The sequence below is a fragment of the Corynebacterium endometrii genome (assembly GCF_004795735.1).
GTDB lineage: Bacteria > Actinomycetota > Actinomycetes > Mycobacteriales > Mycobacteriaceae > Corynebacterium > Corynebacterium endometrii.
The window spans coordinates 366547-380690 of sequence record NZ_CP039247.1; the positions used below are offsets into that span (position 1 = coordinate 366547).

Genomic DNA, 14144 nt, shown 5'->3' on the forward strand with positions numbered 1-14144 from the left:
CCCCGCGCCCCTAGAGTCGCTGGCGTGAGAGGAAGTTCCACACCTCCTGGCTCGCATCAGGGGTTCGGTTCCAGGTGTGATCCTGCGGGTTGGTAATCAGCTGTAGCTCCTCGCGCGCACAGTTGTAGATATGGCGCTGGCCGCCGGGGATGTTGGCGATGCGCGGCGGGTAAGCGCACCCATTGCGGCGGATGTAGCTGCCCATCAAATCGGAAATCGCCAGGTAGTGGACGCCGTGGCGCCACCCACCGTTGTAGCGCATCATGGTGTCCCCGGTGCCGTGCATGATGAGGAACGGGATGGGCGAATTCTTGCAGCCCATGTTGACCGGGTCGTAGAACGCGCCGCCCACCGCCGCCGCGCCGGCAAAGACGTGCGGCAAGTGGCAGGCCACGACCGCCGTCATGCCGCCGCCGTTGGAATGGCCGGTTGCGTAGATGCGGCGGCGGTCGATGTTGTAGGTGCGGTCAACCTCGTCGATGATCTGCTGGATGAATTTCAGGTCCTCGCCCGGCGCGACTACAGCGTAGGGCGCGCCCTCCCAGCCGCGGTTGATGGACTCCGGGTAGATGCGGATGGCCTCGCGCGCGGCGCCGGTTTCATACAGGCGCGAGTAGCGGCGGAAGTTCTCCGGTGAGTCCCTCCACCCGTCGAATCCGAAGACCACCGGTGCCGGCTTAGCCGGGTTGTACTGAGTAGGCACGGAAATGAGGTAACGGCGGTTTCTTCCGGTCGATTTGGTCCAGACCTCGCCCTCCCCGCCATTGCGAAGCAGGGGCGCAGGTTTGGCGTTGTTCACGCGTGGCGCGGGCCTTGGTGCCGGGGTCTTAGGCTCGCTGGAGCCAAGGTCAGCGAGGTCCGGAAGTTTGGGAACCTGGATTTTGGGCAGTTCCGGCACGCTTGACCCAAGGTCCTGCAAATCCGGCAGCTGAGGAACCTGGATTTTGGGCAGCGTTGGCAGCTGTTGACCCATCGCGGAAGGGGCGGCCGCCAGCGTCATGACTGCTGCGAGCGCGCTGGCTACGAAACGGGATAGGGAATGTTTACGCATGAACTAAAATTAACACGGAGCGGTTATCGATTAGCCGTCCTTTGGGGTGAAATCGAGTACTATGCAGTGCCCCCAGTTCTACGGCGCTCTGAGTCAGGGGGGCGGCTCTGTGCTAATTGGGGTTAGAACAGCGCGCGCACGGCCTCACGGTCGATCTTGCCGGGGCCGGCCAGCGGCATCTCGCCTAGCCGCCGCAGCTCCTTGGGCACCTGCCAGCGGGGCACGCCGGCGTCCTCGAGCCCCACGACGATGTCAGTGACTGATGCCCATCCCGTGTAGGCTGCCACGATGGCCTGGCCGAGCCGAGGGTGGGGCATCCACGTCACGCACGCCTCGTCCACGCCGGCGACCTTGAGCATTTCCGCCTCGAGCACCTCGGGGTGCAGTTTCAGCCCGCCGGAATCGATGACGGCGTCTAGGCGGCCGGTCACGCGCAGCAACCCGCCGCTGAAGGCGCCGGCGTCGGACGTGCGGAACCAGCCGTCTTTGAACGCGTCCGGCACGGGGTTGCGGTAGCCGCGCGCGACCATGGGCCCGCCCAGCAGGATTCGCTCGCCGTCGAGCCGCACCCTCGCGCCTGGAATGGGCCGGCCGTCGTAGACGCATCCGCCCGACGTCTCCGAGGACCCATACGTCGCCACCACCTCTATATCGAGCTTCGCGGCAGACTCCGCTAGCTGCGGGTTAATCGCCGCGCCGCCCACCAGCACGGCGTCGAATCCGCGCAGGGCCTCAATACCCGCCAGGCTGTCCATGGCCTTGGCCAGCTGCATCGGCGTGAGCGCGGTGTAGGCGCGGTCACCCGTGCGCGCGAGCTCCGCGGCGGCGCGGGCGAAATCCTGGACGTTAAACCCCCCGCGCAGGTCAAGGCAGAGCGGGTCCACGCCCGCCACCAGCGAACGCACCAGCACCTGCATGCCCGCGATGTGGTGCGCCGGCATGGCCAGCAGCCATTGCCCCGGACCGCCCAGCGCCTGGTGGGTGGCATCCGCGGACGCCACCAGGTTAACGGCGGTGAGCATCGCCCCCTTGGGGACGCCGGTGGAGCCGGAGGTGCACATGACCAGAGCCACGTCGTCATCTATGTCCTCGCCCACGCGCTGCGAGTTGGCCAGCATCGTGGCGCGGGCCCTATCGCCGGCCGGGACCGGTAAAAACGAATAACGCCCCGCTATCGCCGCTTCGAGGTCATCGAGGATCGCGGCGGGGTCTTCGAGGGTGACCGGGAGCGGGGCAAGATGATGATTCACAGCGCACGATTTTACTCGTCGCGTTCCACCAGGGGCCGTTCGCCGCGCTTTCGCGCATCGCGCATGATTTTCAGCACGGCCATGCGCCCCACCAGCAGCGCTACGAGCAGCAGCGCCACGAGCGCGATGCTGAAGACTACGACGGGATCCATCAGTAGTAGTACGGGAACGCGTCCCAGTTAGGCGGGCGCTTTTCCAGGAAGGAGTCGCGGCCCTCAACGGCCTCGTCCGTCATGTACGCCAGGCGGGTGGCCTCGCCGGCGAATACCTGCTGGCCCATGAGGCCGTCGTCGGTGAGGTTGAACGCGAACTTCAACATGCGCTGGGCGGTAGGGGACTTGGTGTTGATTTCCTTCGCTATCTCAATCGCGGCGTTTTCCAGCTCGCCGTGGTCCGCCACCTCGTTGACCGCGCCCATCTCATACATGCGCTGCGCGTCATAGGTGCGGCCGAGGAAGAATATCTCGCGCGCGAACTTCTGGCCCACCATCTTGGCCAGGTAGGCGGAGCCGTAGCCGGCGTCGAAGCTGCCCACGTCGGCGTCGGTCTGCTTGAAGCGCGCCTCCTGCCGCGAGGCGACGGTCATGTCGCAGACCACGTGCAGGGAATGGCCGCCGCCCGCCGCCCAGCCGTTGACCACCGCGATGACCACCTTGGGCATGGTGCGGATGAGGCGCTGGACCTCGAGGATGTGCAGGCGCCCGCCCTCCACCTGCTCGCGCGCCGTATCCACCGTGTCCGCGGTTTCACCGTCCGCATAGCGGTACCCGGAACGCCCGCGGATCCGCTGGTCGCCGCCGGAACAAAACGCCCATCCGCCGTCCTTTTCGGAGGGGCCGTTGCCCGTCAATAGCACCGTTCCCACGTCCGGCGTGCGGCGGGCGTGGTCCAGGGCGCGGTATAGCTCATCCACCGTGTGCGGGCGGAAGGCGTTACGCACCTCCGGGCGGTCGAACGCGATGCGTACGGTGCCGTATTCGCGCCCCTGCCCGCGCAGGCGGTGGTAGGTAATGTCCGTGAGATCTTCAAAGCCCGCAACCGGTTGCCACAGTTGCGGGTTGAAGGGGTTGTCCGTTGAATAATTCGGTGAAGAAGTCATGGGCCCAATCATAATGGGCCCCAACTTTAAGCGATGAACATGAAGGAGAAAACCACGTTCAAGATGGCGGCCACAATCATCGGCACCATGGTGCGCTTGACCAAGCGGATCGGGTTGACCTTGATGGCGCCGGAGACGATCAGGACGGCGGCGTTAACCGGGGAGACCTGGCGCATCAGGTTGGACGTGCCCCAGATGGCGGTGAGCATCTGTGGGGCGTGGATGGTGGTGCCCTCGGCCAGGCCCGGCACAACCTCGGAGAAGGCGAAATATGGTGCGGTGCCGGAACCGGTCAGCGCGGCCATGGCCGCGGTGGCGCCCACGAACACTAAGACGATGAGGACCGCTGCGCCGGAGGAACCGGATGCCGCGTCCGTGAGCATATCGATGATGCCCATCTGGGTGATGCCCTCAACCAACACGGCCGCGGCAACCAGCAGGGCCACAACGCCCGCGGCGCCCTCGCCCATGCCCTTGAAGAAGGACGCAGCACCGTCAATAGCGTCATTGAGGTTACGGTGGCGGATGGACTCAACGATGATGGAAATGATGAGGGATACCACGGTCACGGGCAGGATGTCCGCCTCGAATGGAAGCACGCCGGTGCGGTTGAGCACCGCGGAGACGATGATGAGCAGCAACGGAAGCAGCGGCAGCAGCGCGTAGTAGCCCGGCAGGCCCGCGGCGCGCTTGATGGCCTCTTCCACGGCGTTGTTTTGTTCGGGAAGTTCGCCGCCGTGCGCCTCGGCGTACTTGATCGCCTCGACCTTATCGCAGCGGCGCTGCCACCACATGTGCACGAAGGCGGTGATGAGCAACGTTGGAACCGTAGCCAGCGCCACGGAACCGTAGACGAATTCCGTCACGGACATCTCGGTGAGTTCGGCGCCCTGGATGAGGCCGGCCTCAAGCGGGGTGGGGATGATGGTGGAGGAAGTTACCACGATGGCGCCCACGGTCAGCGGGGTCAGTCCGGCGGCGATCAGCGCCGGCAGGAGCGTGGCCACCAGCAGCAGGGACAGCGCGGAGGCGGAGGGGATAACCAGGGACAGCAGGTTGCCGATGACGTAGCCCACGGGAACCAGCCAGTAGGAGCCCTTGAAGCGCTGCAGCGGCGAGGACAGGGCCACGACCGTCTTGGCGTCCGCGCCAATGTGGCGCATGTAGGCCACGAAGCCGAAAAGCACCATGATGGCCATGCCAATGCCGGAGAAGCGTTCCTTGAAGAGCGCGTCTACTACCAGCAGCTGGTCGTAGAACGCGTTGCCGGTGGCTTCGATTTCCGTGGTTCTGAATTCCGCGCGGCCGGTCAGCGCGGCCAACATGAGGAGGATGACGCCCACCATGAAGATGGCGGCGGCGGCGTGGACCTTCTTATAGATGAGGTACACCACGGCGATGATCGCCAGCAGGGCGATGATGATATACAGCATGTTCTACCTTTCCCGGGGTACGGGTGATAAGGCGCTGGACCTAATTAAAGTGGCGGGTCAGCGCGTTTAACAGGTGAGAAGGTAAAACCGCGGTGTAATAAAACCTTAACATTTGTAAAGTATCAGCTTTTACACTTGTAAACGAAATCCATATATGGCCGGAAGCGTAAAGTGTAGTAAATGACACCTTCCGTAGATGATGTACTCCAACGCGCCCACGTGGTGGCGCTGCCCCTGGCCGTGAAATTCCGGGGCGTGACCACGCGCGAGGCGCTGCTCATTGACGGCCCCGCCGGCTGGGGCGAGTTCGCGCCGTTCCTGGAATACGGCGCGCAGGAATCCGCCGCGTGGCTGCGCGCCGGGCTGGAGGCCGCGTATGAGGGGTTCCCGGAGCCTAACCGCGCGTCCATCGAGGTCAACGGCACCATCCCCGCCGTGCCCGCCGCGCAGGTCGCGGAGGTCATGGCGCGCTATCCGGGCTGCCGGACGTTTAAAATCAAGGTCGCCGAGCCGGGCCAGACGCTCGCGGATGACGTGGCCCGCGTCGAGGCGGTCCGCGAGGCCGTCGCCGCTGAGGGCCGCGCGCCCGTCCTGCGCGTGGACGCCAACGGCGGCTGGAGCGTGGAGCAGGCCGTGGAGGCCGCCCGGGCGCTCATGCCGCTGGATTATATCGAGCAGCCGTGCGCCACCGTCGAGGAGCTCGCGGAGGTCCGCCGCCGCCTCATGCAGTCCGGCCTTTTCGTGCGCGTCGCCGCCGATGAATCCATCCGCAAGGCCTCAGATCCCTTCCGCGTCGCGGCGCTTTCTGCGGCCGACGTCGCCGTGGTCAAGCCCGCCCCCCTCGGCGGCGTTCGCCGCACCCTGGATCTCGCGCGCGAGCTGCGCTCCCGCCACATGGACATCACGGTGGCCTCGGCGCTGGATACCTCCGTGGGCATTTCCATGGGGCTGGCCGCGGTGGCCGCGCTGCCCACCATCATCGACGATGAGGACATTGACGTCACCCCCGCCGCGGCCGGCCTAGCCACCGGCTCGCTGTTCGTGGAGGACGTATGCACCCCGCGCCGCATCGTCGACGGGCACCTCGCCCTTGAGCATCCGGCCCCGGAGCCCGCCCGCCTCGCGGAGCTGGCCGCGCCGGCCGAGCGCCGCGACTGGTGGTTTGACCGCGTCAAGGAATGCTGGGGTCTGCTGTGATAGAAGTCCACGATGCCCACCTGCGCAACCTCAAACACGTAGACGTCTCCATCCCCCGCGGCAGCCTCGTCGCGGTCACGGGCGTGTCCGGTTCTGGCAAATCCTCACTCGCGTTTGGCACCATCCACGGTGAGGGCCAGCGCCGCTATCTAGAATCCGTGGCGCCTTTCGCCCGCCGGCTCATCGGCTCGGCGATGGATCCACAGGTCGAACGCATCGATGGCCTGCCGCCGACGGTTGCGCTGGAGCAAAACACCTCGGGCGGCGGGGCGCGATCCACCGTCGGGACGCTGTCCGCGATGGGCAACACGCTGCGCCTTTTATACTCGCGCGCCGGGGACAACCCGGAGGGGCTGTATTCGGATTCCTTCTCCCCAAACACCCCCGAGGGCATGTGCCCCCAGTGCCACGGAACCGGCACCGTCCATGAACCCACGGAGGCCTCCATGGTTCCGGACCCCACGCTGTCCATCGAGGAGGGCGCCATCGCCGCCTGGCCGGGCGCCTGGGCGGGGAAGAACTTCCATGACATCCTCCAGGAGCTGGGCTACGACCTGGACTCGCCGTGGCAAGACCTGCCCGCGGAGGACCGGGAGTGGATCCTGTTTACCGAGGAGCGCCCCGTGGTCACCGTCAAGCCCGTGCGCGGCGCGGACCAGATTCAGCGCAACTATGAGGGAACGTGGCGCTCCGTGGCCTCCTACCTGCGCAAGACGCTGGCGGAAACGGAATCGGATAACCTGCGGGCGCGCACGCTGAAGTTCATGGAATCGCGCACCTGCCCGGAGTGCGGCGGCCGGCGCCTCAACGCCGCCGCGCTGCGCGTGAGCTACGCCGGCGCGCCCATCGATGAGCTCTCCGCCCTGCCGCTGACCCGGCTTCGCGAGCGGCTGGCCGCGCGCGCCCCGGAACCCGGCGGCGCCGAGGACCTCCTGCTGCGCCAACTGCTGCCCATCCTCGAATCCTCCCTGGAACTGGGCCTGGGGCACCTGAGCCTGGACCGCCCCGCCGCGACGCTGTCCGCCGGCGAACTCCAGCGCGTGCGCCTGGCCTCGCAGCTGCGCACGGGCCTGTTCGGCGTGGCTTACGTGCTGGACGAACCGTCCGCCGGCCTGCACCCGTCCGAGCGCCGGGCCGTGCTGGAGACCTGCCGCGGATTCCTCGAGGCGGGCAATTCCGTGCTGCTGGTGGAACACGATATGGACCTGGTGGCCCAGTGCGATTGGCTGGTAGACGTGGGCCCCGGCGCGGGCGAGCGCGGCGGTGAAATCCTTTATTCGGGGCCCCTCGACGCGCAGCTGCCGGACACGCCCACCACGCGCGCGCTGGCCCAGCGCGACCTTGAGCTCAACTCTACGCCGCGCCCGGCCACCGGCGACCTCGAGCTGCGCGTTGCGGCGCACAACGTGGACGGCCTGGACGTTAAGTTCGGCCAGGGCCAATTCACCGTCCTGGCCGGGGTGTCCGGTTCCGGTAAGACCACCGTGTTGGACGCGCTCGCCGGGCAGGGGGAGCGGGTGGTGCAGATTACGCAAAAGCCCATCGGCCGAACCTCGCGTTCCACGCTGGCTACCTACACGGGCCTGTTCGATCACGTTCGCAAGCTCTTCGCGTCCGAGCCCGAGGCCAAGGCCCGCAAGTGGAACGTCTCCCGCTTTTCCTACAACGTCAAGGCCGGCCAGTGCCCCACGTGCAAGGGCGCGGGAAGCATCGAAATCGAGCTGGTCTTCATGCCGGGCGCCTACCAGGTATGCCCGGAGTGCCACGGCGCGCGCTACAACCAGGAAACCCTCGAGGTGACCTGGCGGGGCCGCACTATCGCGGACGTCCTCGCGCTCACCGTGGACCAAGCCCTCGCCGTCTTCGAAGGCCAGCCCGCCATCTACCGGGCGTTGGAGACGCTTGAGGCTATTGGCCTGGGCTACCTCCGCTTGGGCCAGGGCGCGCCCGAGTTATCCGGCGGCGAGGCCCAGCGCATCAAGCTGGCCACGGAACTCCAACGCGCGCGAACCTCCGGTTCGCGTGGCAAGTCGACGCGCGATAAGTCGACGCTCTACCTCCTCGATGAACCCACCACGGGCCTCCACCCGGCGGACACGGAGTTACTGGTCAAGGAGCTAAACCGGCTTACCGATACGGGACAGACGGTAGTCGTGGTGGAGCACAACCTGACCGTTATCGCCCAGGCGGACCGCGTCATAGAGCTGGGCCCGGGCCCCGGCGCCGAGGGAGGCCGCATCATCGCCGACGCCGCCCCCGCCGCCCTCGCCCGGCTCGATACGCCCACCGGCCGCTGCCTTGCCCAATCCCCCGCGCATTGCCAGGAAAAGTAGGTATTAGTAGAACCATGAGCAACGAAACGCAAAGCTTTGGCCGCCCCGAAGACCGCCCGCGCCAGGTCTTCCCCGAGCCCGGTCAGCCCCAGTACCAGCAGTACCAGGAGCCGCAGCCGCACTATCAACCCCAGTACCAGCCGGAGCACCGCCCCGATTTCGGCGAGGGCAAGGCCGGCAACTCCGCCGCCATCGCCCTCGGCGTGCTCGCCGCCATCGCGCTGCTGGCGGCCGGAGTGCTCTTTGCCCTGTGGCGTTCCGCCGCGGCCGACGCGGACAAGCCGGCCCCACCGCCGGTGACCTCCACCGTGACCACCACTCAATCCACCACCGTGACGGAAACCGTCACCGAGGACGGGGGCCTGGGCGACTGGCTCCCATCCGAGGTCCCATCGCTCCCATCGCTGCCGGAAGACACGAACGGCTTTGACGTCGAAGGCTGGTTCCGCGACACCTTCGGCCTCGACCAGGCCGAACCGCAGGCCGGGCAGTAGCCCGGCGTGAGATGCGAGGCCCGGCCGGGGTGGCGACTAGGATAGGCAATCATGACTAACATCTCCATGGAAACCGCCCACGCGGTTGCCGCGCAGCTCTCCCGCCACTGCCGCGAGGTAGTGATCTGCCCGGGTTCACGCAACTCCCCGCTATCCGTGGCGCTGCTCGCCCGTCGTGACATTCGCGTCCACACCCGCCTGGATGAGCGCACCGCCGCCTTCCTGGCCCTGGGCCTGGCCCGCGTCTCGGGCCGCCACGTGGCCGTGGTGATGACCTCCGGGACCGCGGTGGCCAACGCGCTGCCCGCCATGATTGAGGCCGCCCATTCCCACGTGCCGCTCGCCGTCATCAGCGCGGACCGCCCCCGCCGCCTCCAGGGCACGGGCGCGTCCCAGACCATCGAGCAGCAGGGCCTGTTCCACACCGTGGCGCAGACCGTGCAGGTCGATACCCCCGCTGACGTGCCGGCCATGGCCGAGCGTTTCACCCACGATCTCCAGGTCCACATCAACGTCTCCCTGGACAATCCGCTGCTCGAGGAGCAACTGCCTGCCCCCGCCACGGATAGCACCGCACGCCTGGCCCCGGCCCCGCGCCGGGTAAACCACGGCGAGGTCAGCGTGGATCTGACCCGCAACACGCTCGTCATCGCCGGCGATGAGGCCTGGCCGGTCGAGGGGCTCGAGGACGTGCCCACCATCGCCGAGCCCACCGCGCCCGCGCCGTACCACCCCGTGCACCCGGCAGCCGCGCATTTCTTCCGCAAAGACCAGGTCAGTGCCAACGACTATGTGGTCAACACCCGCGTGGAGCAGGTCATCATCGTGGGCCATCCCACCCTCCACCGCGGCGTGCTAGCGCTGATCAACGACCCGGACGTAGACCTCATCACCCTCTCGCGCACCAAAGACGTGACCAACCCCCGAGGCGACCAGGCCCGGGTGGGCACCACCGTCACCACCACCGGGCAACCAACGCGGGATTGGATGAAATTGACGGAAGCGGCGGCGAGGATGGCGTCGGACGCAGTGCGCGAGGCGCTGGAGAACGAGGACCACGGTTTCACCGGGCTGCACGTGGCCGCGGCGGTCGCCGATACCCTCGGCGTGGGGGACGCCTGCTTTATCGGCGCCTCCAATCCCATCCGCGACATGGCGCTCGTGGGGCTGCCCTTCGACGGCGTGGACACCTATTCGCCGCGCGGCGCCGCCGGTATTGACGGCACCGTCGCCCAGGCCGTGGGCGTAGCGCTTGCCACGCAGACCCGGGAGGCGGACGCCCTGCGCGCCCCGCGCACCATCGCGCTGGTGGGGGACGTGAGCTTCCTGCATGACGCCACCGGGCTGCTCATCGGCCCCGGCGAGGCGCACCCGGAGAACCTCACCATCGTCGTGGCCAACGATGACGGCTGCGGCATCTTCGAGCTGCTCGAAACCGGCGCCGAGGGCCTGCGCGCCAACTTTGACAAGGCGTTTGGCACCCCGCACGGCGCGGACCTCGAGCAGCTGGTCGGCGCGTTTGGCCATGACTACCGCCGCGCGGACTCCCTGCCGGAGTTGCTGGAAACACTGGGCGAGCTCGCGGAAACCGCGGCCGGGATCACCGTGGTAGAGGCCCGCACCACCCGCGCCACGCGCCGCGCGCTGGCCGCGGACATCGCGTCGAAGGCGGGCCGTTAGTGTTGACGCACCCCCGCGTCCGACGCCGCCTCCACCAGCTCATCCTCATCCTCTACGCGCTGGTGATGCTGGGGATGGCGGCTATGGTCATCGGCCCGTTCCTCAATGACCGCACCATCGAGGCGAACCCCGGCCGGGCGTTGGCTACCGTCCGTGACGTATCCACGCTGCGCACCACCGTTGATTACACCGATGAGCAGGGAGTCCTCCACACGCCCGCCGCCGGGCTGCTGTATCCCACCGGCCTGGGCGAGGGCCAACGCGTCTGGGTCCTCTACGACCGCGGCAACCCGGAACTCGTCAAGGTCGAGGGGCGCGAGTGGACCCTGGCAGTCATCCCCGCCCTCTCCTCTGCGGCAGTAGCCAGCGTGGTGGCGGCCGGTCTCTGGTGGGCGGTGGGCGCCGCCGGGCGCCGCGCCGAACCCGCGGGGACCAGGATTAACCCAGAATTAGGCCCAGATTCACCTGACCGTGACGTTAAAGAAGCACAGTAAGGCCCATGCGTGTAGCAATAGTTACAGAATCGTTCCTCCCACACGTCAATGGAGTCACCGGCTCCGTCCAAAGGGTCCTAGAGCACCTGGCGGCGGACGGGCATAAGGCCCTGGTCATCGCGCCGGGAGCCCGGCCCGGGCAGGAAGAGATCGCTAGCTACGCGGGCTTTCCCGTGCGCCGCGTGCCCACGGTGCGCGTACCTGGAATCGATTCCTTCCCGGTGGGCGTGCCCACCGTGGCGGTGGCGCGCGAATTGCGGGCCTTTGTGCCGGACGTGGTCCACCTGGCCAGCCCGTTCGTGCTGGGCGCCGCGGGGGCGTTCGCGGCCAAGGCTCTGCGCGTTCCCACCGTCGCGGTCTACCAGACGGACGTGGCGGGATTCGCCACCAAGTATTCACTCAGCCCCCTGGTGGCGGCCACGTGGGAGTGGCTGCGCACGATTCACAATTCCGCCGCGCTCACGCTGGCGCCGTCCACGCCCACCATCGCGGAGCTGGGGGCGCACGGCATTGTCAACGTGCGGCGGTGGGGGCGCGGCGTGGACGCCGAGCGCTTCCAGCCAGCCAAACGCTCCGAGTCCCTGCGCCGGTCCTGGGGCGTGCGGCCGGGGCAGAAGGTCGTGGGTTTCGTGGGGCGCCTGGCCGCGGAAAAGGGCGTCCACCGCCTGGCGGCGCTAAATGACCGTGAGGACCTGCGCCTGGTAATAGTGGGGGACGGCCCGGAGCGCCCGCTGCTCCAGGGGCAGCTGCCGGGGGCGCGCTTTACCGGCCAGCTCGGCGGTGAGGAACTCGCCGCGGCTTATGCCAGTTTCGATCTCTTCGTCCACCCCGGCGAGTTTGAGACCTTCTGCCAGGCCATCCAGGAGGCCCAGGCATCCGGGGTGCCCACTATCGGCCCCGCGGCCGGCGGGCCGCTGGATCTCATCACGCCCGGCATCAACGGCGAGCTGCTGGCCGTGGACACGTTCTATGAGGAGTTGCCCGGCGCCGTGGACCGCTGCCTGCGCCTGGATGGGGCCGCCGCGCGCGAATGCGTGCTGGGAAAGACGTGGCGAGCCCTTGGCGAACAGATAGTGGGCTACTACGCCGAGGCGATTGCGGCACGCAATGGCGCAATCCGCGCGCGCTCGCCTAAACTGGTTCGACGTGGCTAAAGGTACAAGAGCAAACCTCGACAAGAAACCGTTTGACGTAGCGTCCATGTTTGACGCGGTGGGTGAAAAGTATGACCTCGCCAATACGGTCCTAAGCTTCGGCCAGGACAAGAAGTGGCGTGAGAGCACCCGCAAGCGCCTCAACCTCAAGCCGGGGGAGAAGGTTCTAGACCTAGCGGCCGGCACGGCAGTATCCACCGTGGAGCTGGCGAAATCCGGCGCGTGGTGCGTGGCGTGTGATTTTTCCCGCGGCATGCTAGCCGCCGGGCGCGAGCGCGACGTGCCTAAAGTTGCCGGTGACGGTATGAAGCTACCGTTTCCGGACAACACCTTCGACGCGGTGACCATCTCCTACGGCCTGCGCAACATCCACGATTTCGAGCTGGGCCTGCGGGAGATGGCCCGCGTCACCAAACCGGGCGGCCGCCTGGCGGTGGCAGAGTTCTCCAAGCCCGTGGTCCCCGTATTCGGCACCGTCTACAAGGAATACCTCACGCGCCTGCTCCCGCCGGTGGCCCGGCTGGTTTCCTCCAACCCGGACGCCTACGTCTACCTCGCGGAGTCCATCCGCGCCTGGCCGGACCAGGAGGAGTTGGCCGCCGCCATCAACCGCAACGGCTGGGCCGGGGCGGGCTGGCAGAACCTCACCTTTGGCATCGTGGCGTTGCATTCCGCCACCAAACCCCTCGAGGATTAATCCCACAATGGGGCGCGCTGGTGCGCCACGCGCAGGTCAAACGCGCCGCGGCCGGCCAGCCGCCAGACGCGGGCCAGTAAGTCTTTATCCTCGTCCGTGACCAGGTTGCCCATCAGGCGCGCCGCCGCCGGCATCAGCTTGGCGCCCACCGGCCCGCGCAGCCCCAGCGGGCCCGCCACCGGCAGGAACTGTGGGTACGTCAGCGCCCGGGCCAGGGTGCGCGCGAGCACGAAGGCCTCGCCGTACTCCGCGCGCAGCCGCTGCGGCCACTCGTGGGTTAGCCCGTCCCGCCCCAGCGGCTCGCCCAGCATCGACACCGCCATCGCGGCGGTCTCCAGGCCGTAGTCGATGCCCTCGCCGTTGAGCGGGTTGACGCACGCCGCCGCGTCTCCAATCAGCGCCCAGTTCCGGCCAGCCACATGCGACACGGCGCCGCCCATCGGCAGCAGGGCGGAGGCCACATCGCGAAGCTCGCCCAGGCCCCACTCGCTGCGCTGCGTGGCGGCGTAATGCTGCAGCAGCTTCTTGGTATTAATTTTCGCCGGCCTTGCGTGCGTGCTCAGCGCGCCCAGCCCGATGTTTACCTGGCCGAGCCGCTCGCCCAGCGGGAAAATCCAGCCGTAGCCGGGCTGCACCGCCCCGGCCTCGTCCTTAAGCTCAACGTGGGAGTGCATCCAGGGCTCGCCGGCCTTTTCCGAGTCCGCGTAGCTTCGTGCGGCGATGCCATAGACCTCCCCCTTGTGCCACGTCCGGCCCAACTGCTTGCCGAAGGTGGAACGCACGCCGTCCGCAACTATCACCCATGCGGCCTTTACCTCGGCGTCTACGGAACCGCTGACGCGGAAGGAGACCAAGCGCCCGTCTTCGACGACGGGATCCGTAGCGGTGCCTTGTTCTAACACGGCGCCGGCGGTGGTGGCGGCGGTGACGAGGGCGGCGTCGAACTGAGAGCGCGGAAGGGCGGAGCCCACGGAGGATGGGTAAGACTGTGGCCACGGCGCGGTGACGGACCCGCCATACCCGTGGAGCTTCAAGCCGCGGTTGCGGTAGCTGGGGTTGACCTCAACGCCCAGCAAATCCAGCTGATGCATGGCGCGCGGGGTCAGGCCATCGCCACAGGTTTTATCGCGGGGGAACGTGGCCGCATCCAGCAATAAGACCTCATGACCGGCGCGCGCGGCATGGATCGCGGCGGCCGCCCCGGCGGGGCCGGCACCCACTACGGCAACATCAAAAAGCTTAGGCATACCCGCCATTGTTTC

At 67.5% G+C, this 14144-nt stretch carries 13 protein-coding genes; 7 read left to right on the forward strand and 6 right to left on the reverse strand.

Features of this window, described 5'->3' with window-relative positions; all coding sequences use genetic code 11:
• Positions 1-10: 10 nt before the first annotated feature.
• The 5 genes from CENDO_RS01625 to dcuC form a co-directional block, all read right to left on the reverse strand.
• Positions 11-1051, reverse strand: coding sequence for a CE1 family esterase (locus CENDO_RS01625; RefSeq protein ID WP_246014333.1), 1041 nt, complete (start codon positions 1049-1051; stop codon positions 11-13).
• Between the two features lie 122 nt (positions 1052-1173).
• A complete protein-coding gene (menE, locus tag CENDO_RS01630; protein ID WP_136140481.1) occupies positions 1174-2301 on the reverse strand; it encodes an o-succinylbenzoate--CoA ligase in 1128 nt (375 codons plus the stop codon).
• Between the two features lie 11 nt (positions 2302-2312).
• A complete protein-coding gene (locus tag CENDO_RS11115; RefSeq protein WP_168707153.1) occupies positions 2313-2453 on the reverse strand; it encodes a hypothetical protein in 141 nt (46 codons plus the stop codon).
• Positions 2453-3400 carry a 1,4-dihydroxy-2-naphthoyl-CoA synthase gene (locus CENDO_RS01635; RefSeq protein WP_136140482.1) on the reverse strand — a complete coding sequence of 316 codons (948 nt, stop codon included), beginning with the start codon at positions 3398-3400 and terminating at the stop codon, positions 2453-2455. Before CENDO_RS01635 ends, CENDO_RS11115 begins: the two co-directional genes overlap by 1 nt.
• Positions 3401-3426: 26 nt before the next feature.
• On the reverse strand, positions 3427-4833 hold the full coding sequence (gene dcuC / locus CENDO_RS01640) for a C4-dicarboxylate transporter DcuC (RefSeq protein WP_136140483.1): 1407 nt from the start codon (positions 4831-4833) through the stop codon (positions 3427-3429).
• 180 nt (positions 4834-5013) lie between these two features.
• Between dcuC and CENDO_RS01645 the strand changes: the two genes are divergently transcribed.
• The 7 genes from CENDO_RS01645 (at position 5014) to CENDO_RS01675 (ending at position 12882) form a co-directional block, all read left to right on the forward strand.
• Complete coding sequence (locus CENDO_RS01645) at positions 5014-6030, forward strand: o-succinylbenzoate synthase (protein ID WP_136140484.1); 1017 nt, start codon at positions 5014-5016, stop codon at positions 6028-6030.
• Positions 6012-8363, forward strand: coding sequence for an ATP-binding cassette domain-containing protein (locus CENDO_RS01650; protein ID WP_136140485.1), 2352 nt, complete (start codon positions 6012-6014; stop codon positions 8361-8363). Before CENDO_RS01645 ends, CENDO_RS01650 begins: the two co-directional genes overlap by 19 nt.
• A gap of 14 nt (positions 8364-8377) precedes the next feature.
• The gene (locus tag CENDO_RS01655; protein WP_136140486.1) at positions 8378-8857 is read left to right on the forward strand and encodes a hypothetical protein; all 480 of its coding nucleotides are present in this window, start codon (positions 8378-8380) and stop codon (positions 8855-8857) included.
• Positions 8858-8908: 51 nt separating this feature from the next.
• Entirely contained in the window at positions 8909-10537 is a 1629-nt protein-coding gene (menD, locus tag CENDO_RS01660; RefSeq protein WP_136140487.1) for a 2-succinyl-5-enolpyruvyl-6-hydroxy-3-cyclohexene-1-carboxylic-acid synthase, read from the forward strand.
• Positions 10538-10602: 65 nt separating this feature from the next.
• Positions 10603-11031 carry a DUF3592 domain-containing protein gene (locus CENDO_RS01665; RefSeq protein WP_425456208.1) on the forward strand — a complete coding sequence of 143 codons (429 nt, stop codon included), beginning with the start codon at positions 10603-10605 and terminating at the stop codon, positions 11029-11031.
• A gap of 5 nt (positions 11032-11036) precedes the next feature.
• Complete coding sequence (locus tag CENDO_RS01670) at positions 11037-12185, forward strand: glycosyltransferase family 4 protein (protein WP_136140488.1); 1149 nt, start codon at positions 11037-11039, stop codon at positions 12183-12185.
• Entirely contained in the window at positions 12178-12882 is a 705-nt protein-coding gene (locus tag CENDO_RS01675; protein ID WP_281276134.1) for a demethylmenaquinone methyltransferase, read from the forward strand. Before CENDO_RS01670 ends, CENDO_RS01675 begins: the two co-directional genes overlap by 8 nt.
• Here CENDO_RS01675 and CENDO_RS01680 read toward each other — a convergent pair.
• Entirely contained in the window at positions 12879-14129 is a 1251-nt protein-coding gene (locus CENDO_RS01680) for a geranylgeranyl reductase family protein (protein WP_136140490.1), read from the reverse strand. The genes CENDO_RS01675 and CENDO_RS01680 overlap by 4 nt on opposite strands.
• Between the last annotated feature and the right edge of the window lie 15 nt (positions 14130-14144).

What these genes read in the sequence shown, in the direction of transcription:
- CENDO_RS01655 (WP_136140486.1), top strand. Translation starts at nt 8,378, where the DNA reads ATGAGCAACGAAACGCAAAGCTTTGGCCGCCCCGAAGACCGCCCGCGC.
- CENDO_RS01665 (WP_425456208.1), top strand. Translation starts at nt 10,603, where the DNA reads ATGCTGGGGATGGCGGCTATGGTCATCGGCCCGTTCCTCAATGACCGC.
- CENDO_RS01650 (WP_136140485.1), top strand. Translation starts at nt 6,012, where the DNA reads ATGCTGGGGTCTGCTGTGATAGAAGTCCACGATGCCCACCTGCGCAAC.
- CENDO_RS01645 (WP_136140484.1), top strand. Translation starts at nt 5,014, where the DNA reads ATGACACCTTCCGTAGATGATGTACTCCAACGCGCCCACGTGGTGGCG.
- CENDO_RS01625 (WP_246014333.1), bottom strand. Translation starts at nt 1,051, where the DNA reads ATGCGTAAACATTCCCTATCCCGTTTCGTAGCCAGCGCGCTCGCAGCA.
- CENDO_RS01680 (WP_136140490.1), bottom strand. Translation starts at nt 14,129, where the DNA reads ATGCCTAAGCTTTTTGATGTTGCCGTAGTGGGTGCCGGCCCCGCCGGG.
- menD (WP_136140487.1), top strand. Translation starts at nt 8,909, where the DNA reads ATGACTAACATCTCCATGGAAACCGCCCACGCGGTTGCCGCGCAGCTC.
- CENDO_RS01635 (WP_136140482.1), bottom strand. Translation starts at nt 3,400, where the DNA reads ATGACTTCTTCACCGAATTATTCAACGGACAACCCCTTCAACCCGCAA.
- dcuC (WP_136140483.1), bottom strand. Translation starts at nt 4,833, where the DNA reads ATGCTGTATATCATCATCGCCCTGCTGGCGATCATCGCCGTGGTGTAC.
- CENDO_RS01670 (WP_136140488.1), top strand. Translation starts at nt 11,037, where the DNA reads ATGCGTGTAGCAATAGTTACAGAATCGTTCCTCCCACACGTCAATGGA.
- CENDO_RS11115 (WP_168707153.1), bottom strand. Translation starts at nt 2,453, where the DNA reads ATGGATCCCGTCGTAGTCTTCAGCATCGCGCTCGTGGCGCTGCTGCTC.